24 protein-coding genes are annotated in these 25,934 nt (G+C 44.6%); 14 read left to right on the forward strand and 10 right to left on the reverse strand.

Annotation, left to right across the window (positions count from 1 at the left end; all coding sequences use genetic code 11):
* Positions 1-93: 93 nt before the first annotated feature.
* The 6 genes from gdhA to JHC35_RS01415 are packed head-to-tail and all read right to left on the reverse strand — an operon-like array spanning position 94 to position 9,199.
* A complete protein-coding gene (gene gdhA / locus JHC35_RS01390; protein WP_295041613.1) occupies positions 94-1,449 on the reverse strand; it encodes an NADP-specific glutamate dehydrogenase in 1,356 nt (451 codons plus the stop codon).
* A 19-nt stretch (positions 1,450-1,468) separates the two neighbouring features.
* Positions 1,469-2,038: a YqiA/YcfP family alpha/beta fold hydrolase gene (locus JHC35_RS01395; RefSeq protein ID WP_295041591.1), complete on the reverse strand. Its 570-nt coding sequence runs from the start codon at positions 2,036-2,038 to the stop codon at positions 1,469-1,471.
* 16 nt (positions 2,039-2,054) lie between these two features.
* The gene (gene polA / locus JHC35_RS01400; protein WP_295041592.1) at positions 2,055-4,778 is read right to left on the reverse strand and encodes a DNA polymerase I; all 2,724 of its coding nucleotides are present in this window, start codon (positions 4,776-4,778) and stop codon (positions 2,055-2,057) included.
* A gap of 12 nt (positions 4,779-4,790) precedes the next feature.
* A complete protein-coding gene (locus JHC35_RS01405) occupies positions 4,791-5,606 on the reverse strand; it encodes an HDOD domain-containing protein (RefSeq protein ID WP_295041593.1) in 816 nt (271 codons plus the stop codon).
* A 35-nt stretch (positions 5,607-5,641) separates the two neighbouring features.
* Positions 5,642-8,458, reverse strand: coding sequence for an excinuclease ABC subunit UvrA (uvrA, locus tag JHC35_RS01410; protein WP_295041594.1), 2,817 nt, complete (start codon positions 8,456-8,458; stop codon positions 5,642-5,644).
* A 3-nt stretch (positions 8,459-8,461) separates the two neighbouring features.
* Positions 8,462-9,199, reverse strand: a complete 738-nt coding sequence (locus tag JHC35_RS01415; RefSeq protein ID WP_295041595.1) for a sulfite exporter TauE/SafE family protein — start codon at positions 9,197-9,199, stop codon at positions 8,462-8,464.
* Positions 9,200-9,333: 134 nt separating this feature from the next.
* On the opposite strand from JHC35_RS01415, the gene JHC35_RS01420 reads away from it, so the two are divergent.
* The 5 genes from JHC35_RS01420 (at position 9,334) to JHC35_RS01440 (ending at position 13,037) form a co-directional block, all read left to right on the forward strand.
* Positions 9,334-9,759: a chemotaxis protein CheX gene (locus tag JHC35_RS01420; RefSeq protein ID WP_295041596.1), complete on the forward strand. Its 426-nt coding sequence runs from the start codon at positions 9,334-9,336 to the stop codon at positions 9,757-9,759.
* A 3-nt stretch (positions 9,760-9,762) separates the two neighbouring features.
* Positions 9,763-10,110 (forward strand): flagellar motor switch protein FliN, encoded by a 348-nt coding sequence (fliN, locus tag JHC35_RS01425; protein ID WP_295041597.1) that lies wholly within the window; start codon positions 9,763-9,765, stop codon positions 10,108-10,110.
* On the forward strand, positions 10,107-11,009 hold the full coding sequence (locus JHC35_RS01430; protein ID WP_295041598.1) for a hypothetical protein: 903 nt from the start codon (positions 10,107-10,109) through the stop codon (positions 11,007-11,009). The genes fliN and JHC35_RS01430 overlap by 4 nt, the downstream gene beginning before the upstream one ends.
* Positions 11,010-11,080: 71 nt before the next feature.
* Complete coding sequence (locus JHC35_RS01435) at positions 11,081-12,385, forward strand: TrkH family potassium uptake protein (protein ID WP_365996473.1); 1,305 nt, start codon at positions 11,081-11,083, stop codon at positions 12,383-12,385.
* A 1-nt stretch (position 12,386) separates the two neighbouring features.
* Positions 12,387-13,037 carry a TrkA family potassium uptake protein gene (locus JHC35_RS01440; RefSeq protein WP_295041599.1) on the forward strand — a complete coding sequence of 217 codons (651 nt, stop codon included), beginning with the start codon at positions 12,387-12,389 and terminating at the stop codon, positions 13,035-13,037.
* A 3-nt stretch (positions 13,038-13,040) separates the two neighbouring features.
* Here the strand turns inward: JHC35_RS01440 and JHC35_RS01445 are convergent, their stop codons facing one another.
* Positions 13,041-14,927 carry a PilZ domain-containing protein gene (locus tag JHC35_RS01445; RefSeq protein WP_295041600.1) on the reverse strand — a complete coding sequence of 629 codons (1,887 nt, stop codon included), beginning with the start codon at positions 14,925-14,927 and terminating at the stop codon, positions 13,041-13,043.
* Positions 14,928-15,063: 136 nt separating this feature from the next.
* Between JHC35_RS01445 and gltX the strand changes: the two genes are divergently transcribed.
* The 8 genes from gltX (at position 15,064) to JHC35_RS01485 (ending at position 23,269) form a co-directional block, all read left to right on the forward strand.
* Complete coding sequence (gene gltX, locus JHC35_RS01450) at positions 15,064-16,335, forward strand: glutamate--tRNA ligase (RefSeq protein WP_295041601.1); 1,272 nt, start codon at positions 15,064-15,066, stop codon at positions 16,333-16,335.
* Positions 16,332-16,622 carry a YggT family protein gene (locus tag JHC35_RS01455; RefSeq protein WP_295041602.1) on the forward strand — a complete coding sequence of 97 codons (291 nt, stop codon included), beginning with the start codon at positions 16,332-16,334 and terminating at the stop codon, positions 16,620-16,622. The genes gltX and JHC35_RS01455 overlap by 4 nt, the downstream gene beginning before the upstream one ends.
* Positions 16,619-18,268: a lytic transglycosylase domain-containing protein gene (locus tag JHC35_RS01460; protein ID WP_295041603.1), complete on the forward strand. Its 1,650-nt coding sequence runs from the start codon at positions 16,619-16,621 to the stop codon at positions 18,266-18,268. Before JHC35_RS01455 ends, JHC35_RS01460 begins: the two co-directional genes overlap by 4 nt.
* Before the next feature lie 511 nt (positions 18,269-18,779).
* A complete protein-coding gene (gene mobB, locus JHC35_RS01465; protein WP_295041604.1) occupies positions 18,780-19,286 on the forward strand; it encodes a molybdopterin-guanine dinucleotide biosynthesis protein B in 507 nt (168 codons plus the stop codon).
* On the forward strand, positions 19,283-20,128 hold the full coding sequence (locus JHC35_RS01470; RefSeq protein ID WP_295041605.1) for a class 1 fructose-bisphosphatase: 846 nt from the start codon (positions 19,283-19,285) through the stop codon (positions 20,126-20,128). The genes mobB and JHC35_RS01470 overlap by 4 nt, the downstream gene beginning before the upstream one ends.
* Positions 20,112-20,306 (forward strand): hypothetical protein, encoded by a 195-nt coding sequence (locus JHC35_RS01475; protein WP_295041606.1) that lies wholly within the window; start codon positions 20,112-20,114, stop codon positions 20,304-20,306. The genes JHC35_RS01470 and JHC35_RS01475 overlap by 17 nt, the downstream gene beginning before the upstream one ends.
* A 12-nt stretch (positions 20,307-20,318) precedes the next feature.
* Entirely contained in the window at positions 20,319-22,268 is a 1,950-nt protein-coding gene (gene metG, locus JHC35_RS01480) for a methionine--tRNA ligase (RefSeq protein WP_295041607.1), read from the forward strand.
* Positions 22,265-23,269, forward strand: coding sequence for a hypothetical protein (locus tag JHC35_RS01485; protein ID WP_295041608.1), 1,005 nt, complete (start codon positions 22,265-22,267; stop codon positions 23,267-23,269). The genes metG and JHC35_RS01485 overlap by 4 nt, the downstream gene beginning before the upstream one ends.
* Here JHC35_RS01485 and JHC35_RS01490 read toward each other — a convergent pair.
* Positions 23,266-23,904, reverse strand: a complete 639-nt coding sequence (locus JHC35_RS01490) for a SprT family zinc-dependent metalloprotease (protein WP_295041609.1) — start codon at positions 23,902-23,904, stop codon at positions 23,266-23,268. The two genes, JHC35_RS01485 and JHC35_RS01490, sit on opposite strands and share 4 nt — an antisense overlap.
* Complete coding sequence (queC, locus tag JHC35_RS01495; RefSeq protein ID WP_295041610.1) at positions 23,897-24,565, reverse strand: 7-cyano-7-deazaguanine synthase QueC; 669 nt, start codon at positions 24,563-24,565, stop codon at positions 23,897-23,899. The genes JHC35_RS01490 and queC overlap by 8 nt, the downstream gene beginning before the upstream one ends.
* 42 nt (positions 24,566-24,607) lie before the next feature.
* On the opposite strand from queC, the gene ybeY reads away from it, so the two are divergent.
* Positions 24,608-25,030: an rRNA maturation RNase YbeY gene (gene ybeY / locus JHC35_RS01500; protein WP_295041611.1), complete on the forward strand. Its 423-nt coding sequence runs from the start codon at positions 24,608-24,610 to the stop codon at positions 25,028-25,030.
* A 2-nt stretch (positions 25,031-25,032) separates the two neighbouring features.
* Here ybeY and JHC35_RS01505 read toward each other — a convergent pair.
* On the reverse strand, positions 25,033-25,934 hold a 902-nt coding region (locus JHC35_RS01505), incomplete at its 5' end, for a penicillin-binding transpeptidase domain-containing protein (protein ID WP_295041612.1).

Consider the following 25,934-nt stretch of genomic DNA (forward strand, 5'->3'; position numbering starts at 1 on the left):
AAAGAGAGAACTTTGTTCATGGTCAACCTATGTGAAAAATATTCGGTATTGTAGGGGGAGTTGCGTAAATAATTGTTAATTAAATATTAATATTTATACGCCTTCAAGCAACATCGCTTCAGCCACCCGTTTGAAAGCGGCAATATTGGCACCATCGACAAAATTTCGCTCTACGCCGTACTCTTTTGCCGTCAGAGAAACACGTTTATAAATCTGACGCATAAGCTCATCGAGCTTACGATCCACTTTGTCAAAATCCCACTTCTCCATCGATGCATTTTGAGACATTTCAAATTCACTCACCGCGACTCCGCCGGCATTGGAGGCTTTCCCCGGCGAAAACAAAATTCCCTCACGTTGAAGCAGTTCGATCGCATCGGGGAGTGTCGGCATATTTGCCCCTTCGACCACCGCGACACAACCGTTTTCGATCAGTTTTTTTGCATCATTGAGAGTCAATTCATTTTGGGTTGCACACGGAAATGCCGCGAAACAAGGGATTTGCCATACGGCATGGGCATCTTTGGGGTAGTCTGCTTTAGGGGTATACACCGATCCGCTGATGCGCGTCGCGTATTCGCTGAGCGATAAACGTGCTCCACCCTCTTTCAGCTCGCGAAGCAACGCCAAATTGATTCCGTTCGGATCATAGATCGCACCGTCGCTGTCGCTGCACGTGAGGACGATGGCACCAAGCTGTTGGAGCTTCTCTATCGTATGGATCGCAACGTTCCCCGCACCGCTCACCGTACACATTTTTCCCTCCAAGCTCTCCTGCAACTCTACCTGCAGCATCTCACGGGCAAAATAGACCACACCGTATCCAGTCGCCTGAGGACGCATGAGTGATCCGCCGAACGCATAGGGTTTGCCACTAAGCACTCCGTCGTATTGACGGGTGATCCGTTTGTACTCTCCAAAGAGATAGCCGATTTCTCTGGAACCTACTCCGATGTCTCCGGCAGGAACGTCGACACGTGCCCCGATGTATTGATGAAGTTCACGCATAAACGCATGGCAAAAGCGCATAATCTCGATTTCACTTTTTCCCTTGGGATCAAAATCGCTCCCTCCCTTTGCTCCGCCGATCGGCAAACCCGTCAGAGAGTTTTTAAATATCTGCTCAAATGCCAAAAACTTCAATACCCCCGTCGTAACGGTTGGATGGAAGCGTAGTCCACCTTTGTAGGGTCCCAACGAATTATTAAATTGGATACGATAGCCGTTGTTAATCTGAACTCGGTTTTGATCATCAATCCATTGAACTTTGAACGCAATCACCCGATCGGGTGTCACCAGACGCTCCAAAATGGAATATTGTCCGTAACGAGGATCACTGCTGACGATCGGTTCAAGAGATGTCAAAACTTCGCTGACTGCTTGCAAAAATGTATTGTCCGTTGCACAGTTGGATTTTTCGAGATTGGCTAATATTTTTTCGACCATGATGATCTCCTACGCGATAATTTTATTTTTTTGAACTGTTTAAAAATTCAACGATTTTATCAAAATGGCGTTCAACCCCTTTGAATCCGTGATCACCGCCCTCTTCTATGATCATGTGTGCTTTCGGCAATTTTGCTACCGCTTCGGCATAATCAAGCACTTCATCACCCTTCTGAAGCAACAATAGAGCATTTTCGCCTTGATAGGACTCAATATCATATTGCTTTAGCATATCCAAATGCTTTACAGTCCATTCATAAGTGCTTTGATCGTAGAAATTAGGGGAAGCTCCCAGCGCTCGCTGGAGTGTTTTATACGAATAGACGGCAGGATTGATCAAGACGCAAGGAATATTGTATTTGTTGGAAAGGTACATCGCATAATATCCTCCCAATGACGAACCGACCAACGAGACGTTTTCGAATCGTTGAAATGCCTCTATCAGCTCTTCTACGGTTTGTATCGCCAAATCGGGGATCGTCGATAAGGATGGGGCAATGAACGGGATAGTATGTGCTTTGCAATAGTTTCGCAGAGCGATCGCTTTTGATCCGTTACCGTGACTTCCAAAACCGTGTATATAGACAATCATGATACCTCTTTTGAATTTATTTCAACTCGCCCCAGTGATTTCCGATATGCATCGACGTTTTCAATGGAACGCGCAGTTCTAAAATACTCTCCATTACCCCGACAAAGCGCGCGGCATAAAGCTCCGCCACATCCTCATCCACCTCGAAAATCAGTTCATCGTGGATTTGTAAGAGCATTTTCGCACGGAGGTTTTCAGTGCGGATCATCGCATCGATTTTGTTCATCGAGAGCTTGATGAGATCGGATGCGGAGCCTTGGAATACCGTATTGACCGATTCGCGCTCGTAAGCCGCTTTGAGCATCGGAGTGGCACTGCCGAAATCAAAATAGCGGCGGCGATGCAACAGTGTCTCGACATAGCCCATCTCTTTGGCCTGCTCAACGATGCCGCTGAAATACCCCTTGACACTCGGAAATGTCTCGAAATAGCGCTCGATGATCTCTTTTGCCTCTTTGGTCGTAATACCCAACGTATCGGAGAGCTTTTTCTGACCCATCCCGTACAACAGCCCGAAATTGACTGTTTTGGCAATGTTACGTTTGCTTGCGGCTTCGGCTTCACCAAACAGCGCCATCGCCGTTTGCATATGGATGTCATGTCCCTCGTTAAAAGCGTTGACTAGCACACTGTCGCCGCTGAAATGGGCGAGGAGCCGAAGCTCGATTTGCGAATAGTCGATTCCGATCAGTTTTTTCCCACGTGGTGCAACAAACGCTTCGCGTATGCGCATTCCCAACGCCGTCTTGACGGGGATATTTTGGAGATTCGGGTTTTTAGAACTCAGTCGTCCCGTTGCGGTTCCCGTCTGAACAAACGAGGTATAAATACGAGACTCAGGGTCATTTTGCGCCAGTGCAATGAGCGGCTCTATATAGGTCGAATAGAGCTTATGGTATTCGCGGTATTGCAAGAGCATCGGAATCATCGGATGTTCAAACTGCAATCTTTCCAATACTTGTTCATCGGTACTGTATCCGGTTTTGGTCTTTTTACCGTGAGGAAGCCCTAACGTCTCAAAAAGAATAACTCCCAATTGTTTCGGAGAGTTGAGATTAAATACGGTTCCGCACGCGCTGTGAATCTGTTCGGTCAGTGTTGCGATCTCTAATGCCACCTCTTTTTTAAAGGTCTCCAGCACTGCCGTATCGACCGCAATCCCCTCTTTTTCCATCCCAAGAAGTGTCAAGGTAAAAGGGAACTCGACATTAAACGCTTCTTCAAGCGCTCCCTCTCCGCCTTTAAGTAAGAGTTGCTCTCGAAGTACGTTGAAAAGACGATAGGTGATAAACGCATCTTCTCCCGCGTATTCACACGCATCCTGAATCGCGACGGAGGCGAAGTTTTCCCCTTTTTTGACCGTGTCTTTAAAATGGATCATCTCATGGTGCAAGAGGTTTTGGGCGAGGTTATCCATCGCGAGCGAACGCGCCGAATCGGTGAGCCATGCAAGCACCATCGTATCCGCGTAAATCGTAAGACGATCTACCGCTAAAAATCGGGTGATAAAATGGAGATCGAATTTGATATTATGGCCGATAACACGGCGCTCGAAGATCGCTCGAATCGCTTCTTTAGCTACTTCAATACTTACCTGATCCCCTATTCCTAGATAACTGTGCATCATAGGAACGTAATAGCCGCTCTTTCCATCCACACTGAAGCTGAAACCAACCAAATGATCTTTACTCGGATCGAGTCCCGTCGTCTCAGTATCAAAAGCAACTATCGCATCCTGTGGGATGGCTTGGATAATCTGCATCAGTGCTTCATCATTATCCAATAGAATGCTACAACCATCCACGGAATCACAGAGTGGAACTTCGATTTTGGTCTCTTTTGCAGGTGTAGCGGAAGATTGCGCCTCCTCGAAGAGTGCTTTTGCTTTGATGGTACGCAATACCGCATTCATCTCATAATGAACCAAATCGTCATAAATCGGTAAAAACGGATTATCAAAATGCATGGCAAACTCAGAAAAATCCAGATGATCGAAAACATCATTTTTGAGACGCACCAGTTCGCGGGAGCGAAAAGCATCATCGCGATAGGTCTCCAGTAACCCTTTGATCCGAAGGGGAGTTACCTCTTCGAGTCGCTCATAGAGGGCATCGAGGGTATCGAATTGCGATAAGAGCTTTTGCGCCGTTACTTTTCCGATCCCCTTGACTCCGGGGACATTATCGGCGGTATCACCGATGAGAGATTGGTAATCGATAAACTGGCGCGGATGAACGCCGTATTTCTCTTCGCAGTGGCGCTCATTCATCACTTTTTTGCTGATCGCATCGACCAAAACAACCCGATCGTCATCAATCAGTTGATAAAGGTCCTTATCGTGTGACACGACACGAACCAAAAAGCCGTGTTGACGTGCCTGACGTACCACAGACGCAATCATATCGTCAGCTTCATACCCACTCATTGAGAGCGATTTATACCCCATTTTATCGATCCACTCGATGGCAATAGGGAGTTGCATAATCAGCTCTTCGGGTGCAGGTGGGCGGTTGGCTTTGTAATTGGGGTCAATTTCGGCACGGAAGCTCGGCCCTTTGGCATCGAGGGCAAAAATCAAATAGTCACTGCTGTGGTCTTTGTGGAGCGAGGCGATAAAGTTGATAAATCCCGTTAGCAGTCCGGTAGGAAAACCCTGTTTATTTTTGAGAGGTGGGAGCGCGTAAAAGGAGCGGAAAAAAAATCCAAAAGTGTCGATTATCGTTACGGTAGGTTGAGTCATAAACTGTCTTTATTAGGCGTTTATTTTTTCAAGGACCGAATTAATTGCCCCTTGAAGTTTTGGCATATCATATCCAGCTTCTTCGGCTTTTTTCAGGCCAAAAGAGATACCGTGCCCTCCGAACGGATTATTGACAGGTACGATTGTTTTGATGATATTGAGCGCGGTGGCATACTCTTTCACCTCGTCAGGAGCACGAGAAGGTGTGTCTGAGAACCGAATCATCTCGATAAACTCTTTATCAAAATTCCAGTGGGTAAAAATCGCTGCGGTTACGGTCGCGGTGGTTTCTTGGATGTAAGATCGCTCAACAGAAGAGATATCGATAGCCGAAATAATATCCGCTTTGAAATTGGTCGCCAAATCCTCTTGGATAACGTCACTCGCGATAATAATTTTTCCCGTCTCTTGCAAAAAGGTTGCCAAGAAAAGTTTATCGGCTTTAGCACGGTCAATTTTGGTATACCACTCATGCACCAAAGCTGCCTGCATCGAGGAAATTTCGGCGAATCGATCCGATGTAATCCCATAGGGCTCCATATCTACGTTGAGAAGTTTTCGTACCGAATTCCCGATCCCTATAGAACGGGTCATACTCATGCCGAATAACGAAACTGCCTGAGATACGTTGATAATTTCGCGACGAAAACTGTACAACGGAGAATTTGCCGCTTTGAGCAAATTGGCGACAATCATAGGATCCGTTTCAACCGTTTTTACCAAATCTTTGATTGAAGCATTCGGATCGTTACACACTCTTTGCATGTCTATGACAGTTTTTGGGAGCGGAGGCAACGATTGAATACTGTTTACGATTGAACTTTTCATAGATATAAACCCTCTAAATAAAACAATTACAGTTATTATAGCTTATTTAATTCAAGAGATAAATATTTTCCGGTAAAACTTCCCGTCTTTTCCCAATCACGCGCAACACTTTCTGGATCTCCCTCGGCAACGAGCAATCCGCCTCCGCTCCCCCCCTCAGGTCCCATATCGATGATGTAATCGGCATTTTTGATCATATCAAGATTATGTTCGATCACCAGTACCGAGTTACCAAGCTCCACAAAATTATGGAGTACTTTTGTGAGGCGGTTGACGTCGTCAAAATGCAGACCCGTCGTCGGCTCATCGAGGATATAGAGGGTACTACCCGTATCGCGGCGACTAAGCTCTTTGGCAAGCTTGATACGCTGCGCTTCACCCCCTGAGAGAGTAACGGCATTTTGCCCTAACGTGATATAATCAAGTCCCACATCGCTGAGGGTTTGTAAAATCCCTTTGATCTTCGGAATGGGGGCAAAAAATTCGAGCGCTTCTCCGACTGACATGTTTAAAACATCCGAAATATTTTTCCCTTTGTATTCGACTTGCAAGGTTTGAAGATTATAGCGGCTTCCGTGACACGCATCACATTTGACCATAATATCAGGGAGGAAATGCATTTCGATCTTAATCTCCCCTTCCCCCTGACATTTTTCACACTGCCCCCCCTTGACATTAAAGCTGAAGCGTGAAGCGGTATAGCCGCGAATTTGCGCCTCTTTGGTTTTGGTGAATAGGTTACGAATCTCATCCATCACCCCTGTATACGTTGCAGGATTGGAACGCGGTGTCCGACCGATCGGACTTTGATCGAGATAAATCACTTTATCAAGCTTCTCCAGCCCTTGGACTTCAACGCCGGCTACCCGATTGATTTTGCGGGCATGATTGAGAATTTCACGTGTCACAGGCAATAGAGTTTGGAGGATCAAAGAACTTTTTCCACTGCCGCTTACCCCTGTCACACACACAAAATTATTTAGGGGGATTTTGACTGATAAGTTATTGATATTATTTAATGTAACATTATTGACACTAACCCACTCTTTTTGCGGACGGCGATAGAAATACTCTATTTTCTTTCGTCCCGAGAGATAATCGGCTGTGAGCGTATTGGAACGTTTCATCTCTTCCAGAGTGCCCGAAAAGACAACATTTCCACCGAATTTCCCCGCACCAGGCCCGATATCGACGATGTAATCGGCATGCTCAATCGTCTCTTTGTCGTGCTCGACGACGATAACCGTATTCCCTTTTTCCTGCAATGAACGAAGTGTTCGTATCAGTTTTAGGGTATCGCGCTCATGCAGTCCGATACTCGGCTCATCCAAAACGTACATGACTCCCGTCAAACCGCTTCCAATTTGGCTTGCAATGCGGATACGCTGGGCTTCTCCTCCGCTGATGGTGCGGGCATCGCGGCTAAGTGAGAGGTATCCCAATCCAACATCAAACAAGAAGAAAAGGCGTTCTCGAATCTCATTCAAAATCGGGGTAGCGATCATCGTATTTTGATCGCTGAGATACTCAAATGTTTTCGGATCAGCAAACCATGCATACGAATCTTTGAGCGGCATCGAGATCACCTCTGCGATCCCTTTTCCAGCTACACGTACCGCCAAGGATTCGCGTTTGAGACGATGGGAGTTACACACATTACACGGCTTTTCGGACATATAATCGGCTAAATCTTTTTCGTCTTTGAAGATATCATACGCGATACGGACGATCCCCGGCCAGACCCGTCGTATCGGGTGATCTTGCCATTTGAATTCTACTTCGTCCACACTGCCGTGGAGAATCGCTTTTTTCTGATACTCTTCGAGAGCATAAAACGGTACGGTGATATTGATCCCCTCTGCCGCACAAAACGCTTTTAAAAAGGTGAAATAGTATCCCTTGTTAAATCCGTAAACGATTTTGATCGCCCCTTTCTCGATCGGGAGTTCGGAATCGATGATTTTGTCATAATCGAGGGCATACCGGATACCGAGTCCGTCACACTCAGAACATGCCCCTTTGGGTGAGTTAAACGAAAACGAAAGAGGCTCTAATGGATCAAAGCTCACCTTACAGTCAAAACACGCGCTGTGCTCGCTGTAATGTATCAGTTTATCACTCATCCCTACTTCTTCGGCATTTTGGATTTCGATCTCAACTTCTCCGTAGGACTCTTTGAGCGCTTTTTCAACGTCCTGTGCGACACGGTCATGGTTGTCGGCTTTGACAACGAGACGGTCAATAACCACTTTTATCGAATGCTTTTTCGTTTTAGAGAGTTCAATCTCTTCATCCATTCGAACCATGACACCGTCAATCATCGCCCTCACATACCCCTTATGACGTAACGATTCGAGTATGTCGGTAAATGAGCCTTTTTTCTCCCGAACCAGCGGTGCCAAAATCACAATTTTTACCCCTTCGGGAAGCTTCAAAACCTGATCGATGATGTCCTGAGCCGACATTTTGGAGATTTTTTTACCGCACAAGTGACAATGTTGCACCCCTAAGCGAGCATACAATAGGCGAAGGTAGTCATAGATTTCGGTGATGGTTCCGACCGTTGAGCGGGGATTTTTAGAAGTCGTTTTTTGGTCAATCGCGATGGCTGGGGTTAGTCCTTCTATTTTATCGACATCCGGTTTTCCGACCCGATCCAAAAACTGGCGTGCATACGAGGAGAGCGACTCGATATAGCGGCGCTGCCCCTCGGCATAAAGGGTATCAAACGCGAGGGTTGATTTACCGCTTCCACTGATACCGGTACAGACCACGAGCTTATTTTTTGGAATTTCAAGTGAAATGTTTTTTAGATTGTGTTCTTTTGCGCCGATGATTTTGATTGAATCCATAATTTACCCCGTAATTAGTTTGTATGCCGTAATAGCAAAAATAACAATATAAAAAACTACCAATATTTGCTTGTAATGGGTGACTTTGATTTGATGAAGCAACCAAATCCCCATAACCGTTCCGATCAAGGAAGCTAAAGCCATAATGAGACCTGCTTTTAGGTTGATCATCCCCAACCACAAAAGGGTAGAAAATGCCGAAATAGACGAAAAAATGACAAAAAAATGCCCAACGGCAGAGGCTTTCTTGAGTGGAAACCCCATAAAACTCACCAAAATCGGTGTCATCAAAATCGATCCCCCTACCCCCAACATCCCCGAAAACACTCCGATACCACTTCCGACCAACGTATACAGAGGCCGATGAACAACCTCAGGACGGGTCGGAACAGGATTGGAAAATGCCAATCTAGTAAGCGTAAACGCAACGATAGAGAGAAACAGCCACTCCAGTATACTCGAATGGAGTATTTTTACCAACAATCCTCCGACAATAGCTCCTACAATGCCGCCGTATCCAAAATATTTAACGTCACTGATCTTGTACGTTCGGTTTTTATGATGTAGCCATCCAGCCATCAGGGATCCAGCGACCATCTGTGTTACCGAAATACCGATCGCCTCTTTGATCCCAAACCCCAAATAAAGGAGTATCGGGACACTAACCGTACCGCCTCCGATGCCGAAGAAACCAGAGAGTGTACCGACGCTAACTCCCAGCAGAGCCAATTCTATTGTCATGTTATTTCTTTGTCCATTCTTTTTCGTCCGCGCGATTATACCCCGTCTGTACTTCAAGTAATACCTGTCAATATGAATTGATTTTACGCTATAATCAACCAGTCATAAGTTAAAAAAATATAGAGTGAGAACAAATGTTACCTATCCTTGTTGAGGCTGCAACCAATTTTTGTATTCACCAAATACGATTACCTTACCATCTTTCGCCATCTTCATTAAAAAAGAGAACACTTCTTGCTTACATTGATGTTGAAACCGCTGAGGGCGAAATACATAGGGCATTCATAGGATGCGATGAGACTCTCATTCAAACCATCGCATCTATTTTTTTAGGTGAAGAAAACAGCGATGAGGAGACTCTCGTTGATATGTTGTTGGAAACCACGAATATGATTGTTGGAAATGCAAAAGTTCTTGCAGGTGAGTTGTATCAAACCGCTATACGTATTTCGACCCCACTTATTGTGTCTCAAGAGGAGATTGAACATCTCTGTATCGATGAGCAGCAACGAATTGGCGTTGACGGCGGAGAAATGATGATCGGATTGCAAAGGCTCTAAAATATGGACGAAACAGTTGTGGATACTCAACAGCACCTCCCAAAAAATCATACCTTTGATCCGGAAACAGAACTATCGTGGATGGATTACGACGGACTTCTTGATATGGAAGTCGAATTTGTCGCCGATTTGGGTCAAACTACCCTATCGTTAGAAGAGATTCTCAGACTTGAAAAAGGGTCCGTCATCGATCTTGGCAAACCTGCCGGCGAAAGTGTCGAGTCCTATGTCAATAACCGGATTATCGGAAAAGGCGAAGTTATGGTCTATGAAAAAAACTTAGCTATCCGTATCAATGAGGTGCTCGATTCGAGCGCCGTACTTTATTACCTGTCAAAAGAGAGATTATGAGATATTTAGTACCGTTACTTCTTCTACCCGCATTTTTATGGGGTGCTAAAATTCTGAGCTACAACATTTATGACCGCAATGACCGTGTCGATGTAATGCTGACCTTCGATACCCCTTATGAGGGTGTATTACGCCAAAATCGTGTCGGAAACACCTTTACGATCAAGCTTGAAGAGGCTTTTATCGATGATCCGAAGGTGAAAACCTTAACATCGAAATATCTCAGCAAGCTCTCCATTTCACCAAAAGAAGATCATACCGAAATTACTGCCGACGTTTCGAACGATGTGATCATGCAAGCCTCGAAAACATCTGATTCATACGGCTTGCGCTTGCGTTTCATAAGCCCTTCCGCCCCTGCCAATCCTCTGGGGACGATCGCTTCGCCCGATGCTACAACCGTTGGGGCGCTTCCAACCAAAAAAGGGAATGAATTCGAGCAAAGCTACTATGTCGTCATCGCTATTTTGGTCATCGGAATCGCTATTTTGTTCTGGCTCAAACAAAACATTGCCAAACGAACCGACGCTATGAAGCATGAGCCAAAAACACCATGGCTTTTTGATAAATCCACTGCATCCGAGAGCAAGCCTGCTCCTGCTTCCAACAAAGCACCTATCAGCACCGATAGCGGAGGGATACATATCCGATTTCAAAAATCGCTGGACAATTCCCATACGGTTGCAATGCTCGATTACGGAACCATGAGTTATCTCGTTTTACTCGGAAACAACACCATTTTGTTGGATAAATTCCAAGACAATGTACCGGTTACCCAAAATGATTTCGAAGCTCTCTTGCAGGCCAAACACCGTGAACTCGACGGCTACTTCCAGCTTGCTCCGGCTCAGGATGAAGTGTTTGACACCTACAAAGAAAAAGCTTCAGGAGTTTATTAATTTCGTAGCATTATACTTTTATTAGCGTTCTTAGATAAGGATTCAGCATACATACTCAAGAAATTAAAATTATTCTTTTCAGCTTTGTCGCAGTTGTATTCATCGGTGCATTACTCCTCATGCTCCCTCTTGCACATAACGGGCATCTCCGTTTTATTGATGCCGTATTTACAGCGACCTCTGCCGTTTGCGTGACGGGACTCATTGTCAAAGATACACCGGTTGATTTTACCTTATTCGGTCAAGCGATCATCCTCACGCTCATTCAATTGGGCGGTCTTGGTTATATGACGGCAGTCACCTTTATGGCAGTTATGCGAAAACAAAAAATCGGCCATCGTGATCGTCTCATTCTCAAAGAGTCATTAAACTACCCGGGTATGGACGGTTTGGTACGTTTTTTAAAAATCGTTTTTACCTCCATCATCATTATCGAAGCAGTCGGAATGGTTATTTTGACACTCCGTTTTTGGGCAGACATGCCTTTTGGAAAAGCATTATGGTTTGGTGCTTTTCATGCGATTTCCGCGTTTAATAACGCCGGCTTCTCACTCTTTAGAGATAATATGATGGGATATCGCGGCGATTTGGTCATCAATCTAGCTATCCCTTTTTTGGTGATACTCGGCGGACTTGGATATATGGTACTGCTTGAAATTTACAACTTTCAAAAAAATCGGATTGTCCGTATCTCTACCCATACCAAAATCGCACTCTGGATGAGTGGTATTTTGATTTTATTAGGGATGTTTCTCCTTCTCTCATTGGAGTGGAACAACCCAAAATCATTTGGTTCTCTAAGCACGTATGAAAAGATTTTAGCCGCATGGTTTGCATCGGTCAACTATCGCACGGCTGGATTTAACACTATCGATTTTTCCACACTCACCGATTCGAATCTCTTCTTTGCCACCTTTTTCATGATGACGGGGGGAAGCCCCGGAGGAACTGCGGGCGGTATCAAAACAACCGCGGTTGCATTGGCATTGATCGGAGTGTGGTACACGCTCCGTGGAGAGAGCAGTGCCCATATTTTTCGACGTTCTCTTTCATCGTATCAAATCAATAAAGCGTATGCGGTTATCTTTGTCGCATCTATATATGTAGTCGTCTCTACGATCATCTTGAGCGAAGTCGAACACTTGCCGTTTCTGCGTATTTTGTTTGAAACGACATCGGCATTCGGTACCGTCGGTGTCTCTACCGGAAATGGAGGTGTTTTAAGTTACAGTGCCCTCTTTAGCGACTGGGGTAAAATCAATATTATCGTCTTGATGCTGATGGGTCGCGTCGGTGTATTCGCGTTTACGATTATCATTGTGGGGAAAGCGGCGGAGAGCCGTATCAAATATGCAGAAGGAAAGGTGATTATATAAGATGGAAACATATGCAGTAATCGGATTAGGAAAGTTTGGATTTCATGTTGCCAAAGGGTTGGCACAACAAGGACTGAATGTCATTGTAGCCGATTTAAATGAGGATCATGTACGCGAAGTCAACGAATACGTACAAGATGCGGTTATCTTAGATTCAACCGATATGAGAGCGCTTAAAGAAGCAGGAATCGGAAACGTCGATGTTGCCGTCGTGAGTATCGGAGAAAATATCGAAGCCAGCATCCTGACCGTCATGGCACTCAAAGAGCTGGGTGTTGAAACGGTTATTGCCAAAGCGATTACCACCGTGCATGGCCAGATTCTCTCCAAACTCGGTGCAGCGAAAGTAATCTATCCGGAGATGGAATCGGCGAAAAAAATCGTCAAAAAAATGGTCAAAAATATGCATTATGAGACGATCGACCTCTCCATTACGATGAAAATCGCAAAGCTCACCGTCCCCTCGTTTTGGGTCGGAATTTCGATTTTATCTCCGATCTTCGAAGGAGAATTTGAAGTTAAACCGATCGCCTACAAACACCAAGGTATTTGGCACACCTCATTCGAAAAAGACGATATTCTCGAAAAAGGGGATATTCTGGTTGTCTTGGGCGATTCGGGACACATCGAAGCGCTCAGTCAAAAAGTGTGATCGTCAAAGCTTATTGGCGATCATTTTGATCTCGTTGATGAGTGCCTGCTGTCGGGCATAGATATACTTGATCAAATTACTTTCATACGGTTCAATCAAATCGAGTTCTACGACTAATTTCGTGAAATCGTCACCCTCTTGAACGTACTGTACTTTTCCTGCGACACTCATATTCACCATCCCCTCTTCTGCACTTTCCAGAGGAAGGGTAAAATGCAAATTGACCGGTGCGTTTACCCTCAGCGGAAGTTTTGATACACTCAATTTGCATGCGATTGATTTGATCGACATATCTAAAATGGTTCCGGATATGACACTTTTTCCTGATGATATTGTCACATGTATACGGTGATCGCTTTGGATCCGGATATATTGGCGATTGTTTCCGGATGATTCCAAAGGCTCAAATTTGCTTAATACCGCAATTTTTTTCGCTATGTCTACTATTTTGACGCTTGCTAGAATATCAAAAGGGATATTCGGGCCTTGAATAACGACATTTTGCTCCAGCCTCATCGCATAGCCTTGGATTTTTTCAATCGCTACATAAACCATGTCATCGGAGATCTTGATCAATTTTGCAGCCGTATTAATCCGTATCCCTTTGTAAAAATTGAGAAGCTTAACCGAGGTATTCGACAAAATCGTTTTTTCAAGATAATGGATTGCTTGCTGATGATCGTCGATCTCATGTTCAGCAGCCGATATTTCAAAATGGATCAAGTGCGATAAATCTCGTGAAAAGAGCTGTTTTTGGTTAATGTGATCGATAATTCCGACGGCTCGGTTGAGTTCCACTCCATGCATATCAATAATATACGAATTGATGACCGGAGAGACACCGGCTACAGAGAACTCGATATTCAACCCTTGATGAAAAGATTCCAGGTTTTGTTTGAGTGTCGAGAAAGGAATACTCGATGCTAAAAGGGTAAAGATATCTTTGTGCCATTGAGCTATCTCAATATCCGAATCGAAGGCGGATTCAATGTGCTTCAAAATCTCTTTGCACACATCATTGTAAACATCTTCCCCTCGCATCTCAATAATTTTGTCACCATTTTCTATATACATGATAAGAACGGGGATCGGTTCATTTTCGCCCACATGGACAACAAACGCATTTTTCAAGAGTTCAATGAAATTCATCCGATTATGAAGCTGTTTTTTGTTCTCATTCACATTGCCGCTCAAAGGGACCATAGTTATAAGAAATTCCCCCTCTTTGAGAGGTTGATGAGCAATGAAATAATCCTTTTCCTCTCCGTTTAAAATCAGCTTACGGACAATTTTTTGTGATGTTCCCGATGCTTTTACCAAAGAGGATATTTCAGGAATATTGAGTTGCTGATCCACTTCGCTTAGTTGCTTGATCTCCAATTTACGCTTGAGTGTATCGTTGGCATAAACCGTTTTTCCCTCTTTGTAAATCCAAAAAAAATGTTCTGAAAACTCAGATATGTTCCGTTCATAATGTGTCAAAATAGAGTCGTTGTATTTTTTGATAAGCGAGGAAAAAACTCCCATCAACGACATAGCAAAACCATCATCATCGGCAGGAGGCTGATCGACACCAAATGATCGGAACATCAACGCCAACTTGTACATGTTGATATTGGACGTATCCGGTGTAAACACAAAACTTTCAAAGGCTTGCGCATTTGTGACAGCACTGCGTACTTCGGTAGACTTTAGAAAATTATAACTGCCAAATACAATCAGCAAATGGGAACAAAAAGGGATCTTTTGATTTATGTGTTCCGTGGTGATAAATTCAGCAGAACGGAAAAGTTTTTTTGAAATTTCACGAAATGACGGGGTTATGTCAGGTTCATGGAATACAATCAAATCAAAGTATTTAGCGTATTTGGCAATTTTTTGAATCGACACCTTCTTCCCTATGCTAATGCTTAAAATTCTTATTGTATATTGTACCCTAACATCGAGCTTACGGGACTTTAAATACGAACAAAGTTAGCTTGAACACAGTTTTTGCTAATATTTCAAAAAAAATTTGGGAAATAGTATGCTCCGTTTCGCTCCAAGTCCGACAGGAGATATGCATATCGGCAATCTTCGCGTCGCATTATTCAACTATATTTGTTCCCTTCAGCGGGAAGAGCCGCTTCTAATCCGTATCGAAGATACCGACCAAGAGCGCACTATCCCCGGCAAAGAGAAAGAGATATTCGAGATTTTATCTTTGTTCGGAATTCACTATCAAGAACAACAACTCCAAAGCAACAATATACGATTTCATCGTGCGATGGCATTACAGCTTCTTCAGGATAAAAAAGCGTTTAATTGCTTTTGCCGCAAAGAAATGCTCGATGCGAAACGTAATGCTGCCGAAGAGAACAAGATACCTTATTGCTATGACGGCGCGTGTGAAAACCTTCTCCCCGAAGAGGTCATCGATAATCCAAATCCGTTCACGATTCGTCTCAAAAAACCTGCTCATTCGATCACGCTCGATGATATGATAAAGGGGGAATCGACCTTTACTCCTGATGAAATAGACAGCTTCATTTTGTTGAATACCGATAAATCTCCAACCTATAACTTCGCATGTGCGGTGGATGATATGCTTTCTGATGTCTCTTTTATTATTCGCAGTGAAGATCATCTGAGCGATACGCCCAAACAAATTGCGATCCATGAGGCACTGGGTTATACCAAAAAAATCGAATACGCTCACATACCCAACATTATCGGCGATGATTCGATAAGCGTCAAATCGCTCCTTGAAGAGGGATATCTACCGGATGCCATTTCCAATTATCTCATCGTGATGGGAAATACAACGCCTGTTAAAATTTTTGATCTTAAAGAGGCGATCAAATGGTTCGATTTAAAAGCCCTCTCAAATACTCCATTGCATTTTGATATAGAGACGCTCAAATCTATCAATCGCGAACATCTCAAAGGTCTCGATCCCAAAGAGCTTTCCCGCTATGTCGGATTTGCCGACGAAGAGATCGGCAATCTCGCAAAACTCTTTTTGGAAAAAGCAAGCACACTCAAAGAACTTCGTGTTGCAATCGGAGCAATTTTTGCCCCTAAAACAGTTCCCGAAAAGTACAAAAATGCCTTTGAAACGTTGCGTACTCTTACCCAAAAAGCTCCCCATTTTGACGACTATGATGCCTACAAAGGGTATTTGAGTGAAAAAAGTGCCCTTGAGGAAGATACTCTGCTCAGAGCGTTGCGTCTCCTTATCAGCGGAACCGAAGAGGGGCCGGAGTTGGGCGATTTATATACTTACATTAAAAATTATCTAAAAGAGGTGGTCAAATGATCGCAGGCATCGCATCAGGATTGGGCAGTATTGTCCATTCGCTTATCACAATGTATATTTGGGTGTTAATCATCGGGGCACTCCTCTCATGGGTACGCCCCGATCCGTACAATCCGATAGTACAAGTTATCTACCGTCTGACGGAACCCGCATATCGTGCACTTCGACGCCTCATGCCGACAGTTTTCAACGGACTGGATCTTGCCCCATTGATTTTGGTGATTTTGCTCCAAGTCGTCGATGTCATTTTGGTCAACGTCATAAATGCGGTGGTCATGTCATCATGATCCGATCCTCTATTTTAGCCCTACTACTGGTGACAACCAGCACATGGGCAGTTACCCTCAACGAAATCAATGACAAACCCGCATCACGTCAAAAAAACTTTCTCATTTGGCAATTTTTGCATCAAGATATCAATGCTACTGAAGCATCCGAAGCGTTTTATCAGGTCGAAAACGTCAACGAACGTTTTTTATTCGACTATGCCGCCAAAACCGATGAGGCTGAGGTCAAATACACCGCATCGTGTATGCGGGAACAAGCCTGCAATCTCCCACTTATCGAACAAGACGATTGTCTGATGCTGGCACTCTCTCCGGCTAAAGCAACAGCATTGAAGCCAGAAGAACGTGAAGCGATTGCGGCACGTCTCAATAACCGTTTCGGAAATACCGAATGGCTTCGGGCAATGAATCAGGAGAGCCTATTTACTTCGACAGAGAATCTCGCCAACGAAACGATAGTGTTTCGTTTGGCCGGTATCCCATATCGTCGTCAATATTTTAATCATACCCTTTCACCGGATGTTTTGGACAGCCTTAGCAAAAGCCCCTCTTTTTCTCAAATTGTTTTCCTCAGTGTCACAGACCCGTCTATGGATCAGATGCAAGTATCACTCAGTGCTTTCTCAGGGGGACACTTTGATCCGCAAACCCATTTTTTCCTCGCGATGAACTCCATAAAATACGGAAAATTCGATATTGCTCTTGAACATCTCATGGAGGCAAAAGGGCGTTTCTATTCCCCGATTGATCGAGACAAATGCACATTTTGGCTTTATCAAATCACCAAAGAGGAGACCTATCTCAACGAGCTTGCCAAAAGCCTTGATATCAACATGTACGTCCTCTATGCCAGAGAGCAGCTTGGTTTACCGACAGAAAACTATTTTACCACCTTGCCGACCGTCCATAAAACTGACAGCATCAAAGGGATAGACCCCTTTGAATGGAGAGAGTTTGCCGAAGAGGTCAAGGCATCCAAACCTGAAACGATTGCAGCACTCATCGAACGCTGTGACGGTGATGATTCGGTAGCGGTACAAGCGTATGTTCTCGAACGCACCTATGAGCCTTATATCCACAATTTCACCATGCCTTACGATCAGTACATGACGAATCTCACGAACGATCAAAAAGCGTTGGTATATGCCCTCATGCGACAGGAAACCCGTTTTATTCCGGGACTCATCTCTCGCTCGTTCGCACTGGGTCTCATGCAGCTCATGCCCTTTAACGTCGATTCGATCAGCAAAGTTCATCCGATGAAGCCGACCACCTATTTTGATATGCTGCAACCGGAAATCAATATCGCCTATTCGCTTTCACACCTGCAGCATCTCATCAATAATTTGCATAATCCGATTCTGATTGCCTACGGCTACAACGGAGGGATAGGATCAACTAAACGTTTATTGACAGAGGGGGGACGATTTTTACCGGGAGAGTTTGAGCCGTTTTTGAGTATGGAACTCATCGGTAACGACGAAAACCGAGAATACGGCAAGAGAGTTCTTGCCAATTACGTCATTTATAAACAGATTTTAGGTGAGCCGGTTCAATTAAAGGCCATTTTTGATAATTTAATACAACCGACCCAGTCTGATTCTTTTCGAGCTGAAGCGCTAAAGAAGAATTTGGTTCTGAAGTAAACTGAACGTAATAATAGCGATTCCAGTTATTCTGGATCGGCATGAGAGCACGTCGTGGATCTCTTTCGCCCAAAGGTTCAATAGTTGTCGCTTTTTTTCCGTTCAGGGTTAACTGAAACCCGCTGGATTCCAACTCACGTACTTTGTAGCTTTTGTCATCGTTTGCAAAATAGACCGATACAATAAAGTTTTCCCCATCATGATACGTTGCAGGATCGGTATGGTTCAAATACAAAGAAGAGATAATCGCTTTAGTTTCCAACGAGAGCACAATTGCACCACTTCGGAGTTCTTCAACGGCTCGTTCATGCGTTTCGTCTATCTTAAATAAATCAAATGCCCCCTGCTTCGCGCAGCCTCCAAAAAACAATAACGCTGCTACGGCTACCACTGAAAAACGCATGCTATTCCTTTGATCATCGAATAATCGTTATTATACGTCAACTCGCCTTAACCAACTTTCAATGATTGTTGATTATAATATCCCCTATTTTATTCAGAGGTCTGTTTTTTGAAAAAACGTTTAGCCATAGCATTCACGGGTCCCTCGAACAGCGGAAAAACAACGCTGATTCTAAAAGTTGCCCGAAAATTGATCCATGAGCACCATTTGGAAGTTGCCATTATCAAAAACGATCCAAAAGACAAAGCGCAATTTGACGTCCCCGGCAAGGATAGCTACAAATTCAGTGATACGGGGGCGGAAGTGATCGTCACCTCCCCTACCCGTACCACCTATTTTTCACAACGCCACAAAGAACTTGACGAATTGGTAGAGCTGTTCGGCGATTTTGATGTGCTGCTGGTAGAGGGATTGAAAAACCTTCCGCTTCCGCGCATCAGTATCTTTCGTGGATCGATTGACACCGACTATTTTCCCTATATGAACGCATTGGCGATCGATGAGAGTATCGATCCTGCACACTATTCGATTCCGAGTGAAGTCGATATTTTAGATCTCAACAACCCCGATCAAGTGATCGAGTGGATTTTACAACATGCAAAGGTGATGAAATGAACGTTATTTTAGACGCGATCCAAAAAAGTGCTATTCGGATCAAACACGCAATTGATGTGAAAGACATCGGCTATTCCCAAGAACAAAACAGTTCCGGTGAAACTCAGCTTCAGCTCGACATCCAAAGCGACCTGATCATCGAAGAAGAGCTTAGCCGTGTCGATGGTGTTCACACGATTGCGAGCGAAGAGAAAGAAGAACCGATGGTTCTCAATGAAAACGGTCACTATTTTATCGCGTTTGATCCGCTGGACGGTTCTTCTTTGGTCGATGTCAATCTCAGCGTCGGATCGATCTTCGGAATCTATGAGGGTGAATTCACCCCGAGCAAAATGGTTGCAAGCTGCTACGTCGTCTACGGACCACGTGTTGAGCTCGTTTTTGCCGATCAGAACAATGTTTCACTCTATCTACTCCAAAACGGAGAATTTGAGTTCGTCAAGCATATCCATCTGAACGAAAAAGGGAAAATCATGGCACCGGGCGGAACACAGCAATTTTGGGCGCCGTACCACAAAGCGATGATTGATAGTTTCTTTACACGCGGATATCGTCTCCGTTACTCGGGCGGGATGGTACCGGACTTGCACCAAATCCTCCTCAAAGGGGGCGGATTATTCAGCTATCCGGGTGCGAGCGACAAACCAGAGGGGAAACTTCGGATGTTGTTTGAAGTGTTCCCGTTTGCATTCATCTTCGAAAAAGCGGGCGGAAAAGCGATAGATGGTTCAAAACGGGTGTTGGAGAAAAATCCGCGCCATGTTCACGACACCAGTCCGTGTTTTTTCGGCTCCAATGAGGAAGTAAAAGAGGTATTAAGTGTCTATGCCGGAGCACAATGAGACTTACGAAGAGAAGCTCGATTCGGCTTTGATCGATTTGCAAAAGTGCCAAAGCGACCATAACGTCCAAAGCTGCTATGAGTGTGAACTCTGTATCGGCTGTGAAGTACGCTCGAAATATGTCCGAAGCGTATATGAGAGTATGTCCAAAGGTGAAACCGGCGGGTTTGATTTTTAACAAGGAAAATAAATGAAAAACTATATTACTACCCCTATTTATTACGTCAACGGCGAAGCACACATCGGTCATGCCTATACGACATTTATTGCCGATACGCTGGCACGATATTCACGAATGGTAGGTATGGAGACCTATTTTCTTACCGGTACGGATGAGCACGGCCAAAAGATTGAAGAGTCCGCCCAAAAACAAAACAAACCGACACAGCAATTTGCCGATGAGATCAGCGCAACCTTCCATAATCTGTGGGACGAGTTTAATATTAGTTACGATCAATTCATCCGAACAACCGACGAATCCCATAAAAAAGGGGTTCAAGCCGCATTTTTGAAAATGTTTGAAAACGGGGACATTTACAAAGATTTCTATGAAGGAAACTATTGCGTCAGCTGTGAAACCTTTTTTCCTGAATCACAGCTCATGGACGGTGGATGCTGCCCTGATTGTGGACGTCCGACAACAATCGTCAAAGAAGAGAGCTATTTTTTTCGCCTCTCAAAATACGAAAGACCGCTTTTGGAGTATTACGAAGCCCATCCTGAGTTCATTCTCCCAAAATCACGCCGCAATGAAGTGATCAGTTTTGTACGGGGCGGGTTGAACGATCTCTCCGTCACCCGAACCAGTTTTAGCTGGGGGGTTCACCTCCCTGAATCATTAAATGAACCGCGCCACGTCATGTACGTTTGGCTTGATGCATTGATGAACTATGTCACGGCGCTCGGATACGGCTCGGATGAATCAAAAATGAATTTTTGGCCGGCGAACGTACAACTTGTCGGTAAAGACATCCTCCGTTTTCACGCTATCTACTGGCCTGCATTTTTGATGAGCTTGGGATTGCCGCTCCCTAAACACATTGCGGCTCACGGCTGGTGGACGCGCGATGGGGAAAAAATGTCGAAATCCAAAGGAAACGTTGTCGATCCGAGAGAAGTATCGAATGCCTACGGTGTTGAAAATTTCCGCTATTTTATGATGCGTGAAGTTCCGTTCGGACAAGACGGCGATTTCTCTCAGCGAGCTTTGATCGACCGTATGAATTCCGATCTCTCGAACGATTTGGGGAATTTGCTCAATCGCATCATCGGTATGAGTGAAAAATACAGCGATTTTAACGTCGATAGCAGCCATGTGGCTCAATATCATGTTAAAGAGCTATCAGATGTCGCTGAGATTCTAAAAACAGCAGAAACCTATCTCTTTGAACTTCAGCCGCACCGCTATCTCGAAGAACTTTGGCGTGTATTCACTATCGGAAACAAAGCGATCGAAGAACATGCTCCATGGACAAAAGTCAAAGAGGGGCGCTTAGATGAAGCACTTGCTACAGTTGCTCTTGTAGCCAATCTTCTCGCAAAAGCTTCGATCATGCTCCATCCGGTCATGCCTCAGACGACGGCTAAAATCGCAGATGCGCTCGGTTTTGAAATCTCTACGGAAAGCTATACTGCTTTGATCAAAAACGGCGACTTACTAAAAGCGTTCACGATCAAAAAAATACCTCCTCTTTTCCCGAGAGTCGAAGAACCTCTCATGGCCGAAGCTCCCAAAGCGATGATTGAAGAAGCTCCGAAAGCTGAAGCGAAAGCCAAAATGGAAGATAAAAAAGTCTCTACCGTATCCGAAGACGGCTTAATCACGATCGATCAATTTTTCCAAACATCCATTAAAATCGGAACGGTTTTAGATGCCGAAGAGGTTCCAAAAAGTTCAAAACTTCTCAAACTCAAAGTCGATTTGGGAGAAGAGTCACCACGTCAAATTGTGGCGGGTATCCGTGAGTATTACAGTGCTGAGTCACTTATCAATACCCAAGTATGTGTTGTCGCAAACCTCAAGCCGGCGAAACTGATGGGGCTTCTCTCAGAGGGGATGATCCTTGCCGCAAAAGATTCCGAGGGGCTTTGCCTTGTCCGTCCTGAAAAACCACGTCTTAGCGGAAGTTCGGTTGGATGAGACTCGAAAATATCCTCGCTCTGAGCAAAGGGACACTCTTAGGTGACCCCTCTGTATCGCTTTTTGATAGTGTCGTCTTCGATCCTTCGAAAGTAAAGCGAGGATCATTTTTTATCGCGTATTCTCCCGATGACATTGCTCAAGCGCTCCAAAACGGAGCATACGGTGTCATGTTTGACAAACCGACCCAAATTTGCGACAGCGAAGTAGCATGGATCAAAGTCGACAATATTGACAATGCCCTCAAAAAACTTCTCCGTTTTTATCTCTTGGAAAAAGAGTTGCAGGTTTATGCGTGCGATGCCATTACCCTGCACCTCTCCACCATGATATCTACCCCTTCAAATTTTACCTCGATCGAAGGGCCGATGAGTGCAATATGGGAAAAGCTTTGGCCATTGGAGAAAAAATCGATTGTCCTCTTTTCCCCTGCCCTCACCGATTCGGATATCTTTATCGAACACTCTCAGCTCATCCGCGCGCAAGAGAAAACGATCACGATCATTGAGCAGACATTGTTTGAAACCTCGTTTATCCATAACGATACTTTTTACGAACGACAGATGCTTTCACCGTTTTTCATCCCCTATTTGGAGCATCTCCTCTTTTTCTATACCTTTTTACGAATACCGTTTCAAATCAAAGGGTTTAGCAAAATGGGACATTTTATCCCCGTATTTACGAATTCCAGACTTGAGAGTAAAGAGTTTGGAAGCAGTGACCGCGTCGTTATTTTTGAGCCGTTATTGGAGCTTATTGATGAACAGATCGATTTCTTGGATACACAAGCCTCTTGGGCGAAAATTATCTATCTTCTTCCCGAATCGATGCGATCGCATTTGACCATAGGGATTGAGAACTTTATTTTTTACCGCTACACCGAAGAGGTACTCTCAATCTTACAAGCCAAAAGTTTTCATTTTGCCCTCGTTGCCGGCGTGGACAAAAGTGTATTGAACCCTTCACGATCCTCTATGAGACAGCTCGAACTCGATTTTTAACCGATTCGTATCCTCTTCAATGCTGCACGCAGCTCTTTTTCATTACTTAACGTCGTCCTCACCAAAGCGTGAAACTCTTTTGAATGATTCATGTGGCGAAGATGGGCCAACTCGTGGACAATAATATAATCGATATGCTCATAAGAGAGCTGCATCATCATGATATTAAAAGTGATGATACGTGTACTACTGCAGCTTCCCCATCGACGCCGCATCTTTTTAAATCGTATCTCTTCGGGGTGTAGATTCATCTTTCGTGCATAATGAGATACGCGAGAAGGAAGGGTTAAAATTGCTTCATTTTTGTAAAAATTTGCATAATATTTTTCAATATCAACCGTATTTCTTGCTTTTTTGAGCACTTCCGAGAGATTCGGTAGCTGTGTCACCGGAATGCACTCTCCACGAAAACGGATCGTTTCGCCGAGAGTATGTATCAAACTTTCGGTATGTATTATATCCCTCAGCTTCGTCCGTATCCAGTTTTCTCGCTCCCGTAGAATCAAGCGCACGCGTTTCTCATCTTTGATAGGGGTTCGGACAGATACTTCCCCGTTATGCTTGATTGTAATATAGGTATTTCGATTGTGCGGGCGATAGTGGATTGTAACCGGTGAGCTTTCGGCGTTAAACATAGTCGAGTGGATCAATAGCTCCGGCTTGTTCAAATCCGCGCAGACGCAATCGGCAGCTGTCGCATACACCGCACGCTTTCTCTTCGCTTTGGTAACAGCTCCATGTCAGATGAAGCGGTGCATCAAGTTTAATCGCTTCTTGGACAATTTGTGATTTTTTCAGATGAACCAGCGGCATTTCGATGGTGATATTAGTCGTCTCTTTTGTACCGAGATTTGCCGCATTTTGGAATGTTTCGATGAAATGTTCCCGACAATCGGGATATCCGCTGCTATCCTCTTCGACGACACCGATGGCGAGAGCATCACATCCCTCTTTTTCGGCAATCGCCGTCGCAATCGAGAGAAATATCCCGTTTCGAAACGGTACATAAGTAATCGGTACTCCAGGTTTAATCCCATCAGTAGGGACTTCAATGCTATGATCGGTTAGTGCCGAAGCTCCGATGGTTTTAAAAAAATCGAGATCGATCTCGTATTTCTCACTCACCCCTAAATCCTCACAGATTGCACGGAAACAGGAGAGTTCTTTGGTTACGGTACGCTGTCCGTAGTTAAAATGAAGTGCCACGATTTCATAGCCGCGTGAGCGCATGATGTAGGCGACGAGGGTCGAATCCATCCCTCCGCTCATAATACAAAGTGCTTTTTTCATATTCATAAAAAGATTGTAGCAAGGATGGGCTTATGATACAATACCGCTATGATAGAACTTGACAACCGAACCGAACATACCTACGATTTTTCCCTACTGGAGAAAATTGCCGATAAATTAACTTCACAAGAGATAGAGCTCATCCTTACGGATAACACCGAAATCGCAGAAATTAACCGTGAATTTCGAGGTATCGATAAAGCGACCGATGTCCTCAGTTTCCCAAGCGACCCATTTCCGGGCGCACCGCTGGGAAGCATCGTTATTAGCATTGATAAGGTTCAAAGTGTTGCTCGTGAGCTTGGACACAGTGACTTTGAGGAACTCTCACTCCTCTTTATACATGGCATGCTCCATCTGCTCGGATACGATCATGAAGTCGATAACGGTGAGATGCGTGCAAAAGAGGTTGAGCTCATCGAAATATTCTCTCTTCCCAAAAGTTTAATCGTCCGAACACTCGAAGAATAAACTTATTGGGCGACTTGCTCTGGAGTTGTATCACTCTCAGGTTTTGTTTTTTTGATATACCCCAACTCATCGAGTTTGTTATAAATAGACGACACGATTCCCCCGGTCGCTTCCCCACCGTGCCCGCCGTGTTCAACCATGACCGTTACAACGAATTGCGGATTATCCGCTGGTCCGTAAGTTGTAAACCACGCATGAGAACGTTTGAGGTATTCCATATCTTTTTCATTCAAACGATTTTTGACCGTTTGGCTAATTCCGGTCGTTTGTGCCGTTCCTGTTTTTCCGGCAATCGGAAAGCGGGTTGAGACATACGCCCTTGCCGTTCCGCCGGGTTCGTTACATACGCCGCGCATCGCATTTTGGATAATCGGCAATTTGGCTTTCTCCTGCGGGGTCAATACATCCAAAGGAACGGGTGTATTGGGTGTATTACCGATCATTTTCGCGATATGGGGGATCGGGAGGTACCCTGTCGCCATCAATGCCGTTTGCTGGGCAACCTGCATCGGCGTAACCAAGAAATCTCCCTGCCCGATTGACATATTGAGTGTTTCTCCTTGAAACCACGGCTTGTGGAATTTTTCCCGTTTCCATGCACGGCTCGGAACCGTTCCGATAAATTCGTTCGGCAAGTCAATCCCCGTCTTTTTCCCATACCCCATCCTCAGGATTCCGTTGCTCATACGATCAATCCCTACCCGCATAGCACCTTGATAAAAATAATCGTCACAACTTTCGATAATCGCTTTGGTGATACTGGTTGCACCGTGACCGTTTTTCTTCCAGTCGCGAAACGTTCGATTCCCTAAACGCATCGAACCAGTACTCATAATGGTTGTCTCCTCATTCCATACGCCCGAGGTTATATAGAGCAATCCCATATTACTTTTAATCGTTGATC

This window comes from Sulfuricurvum sp. (assembly GCF_022759005.1).
Taxonomy (GTDB): Bacteria; Campylobacterota; Campylobacteria; order Campylobacterales; family Sulfurimonadaceae; genus Sulfuricurvum.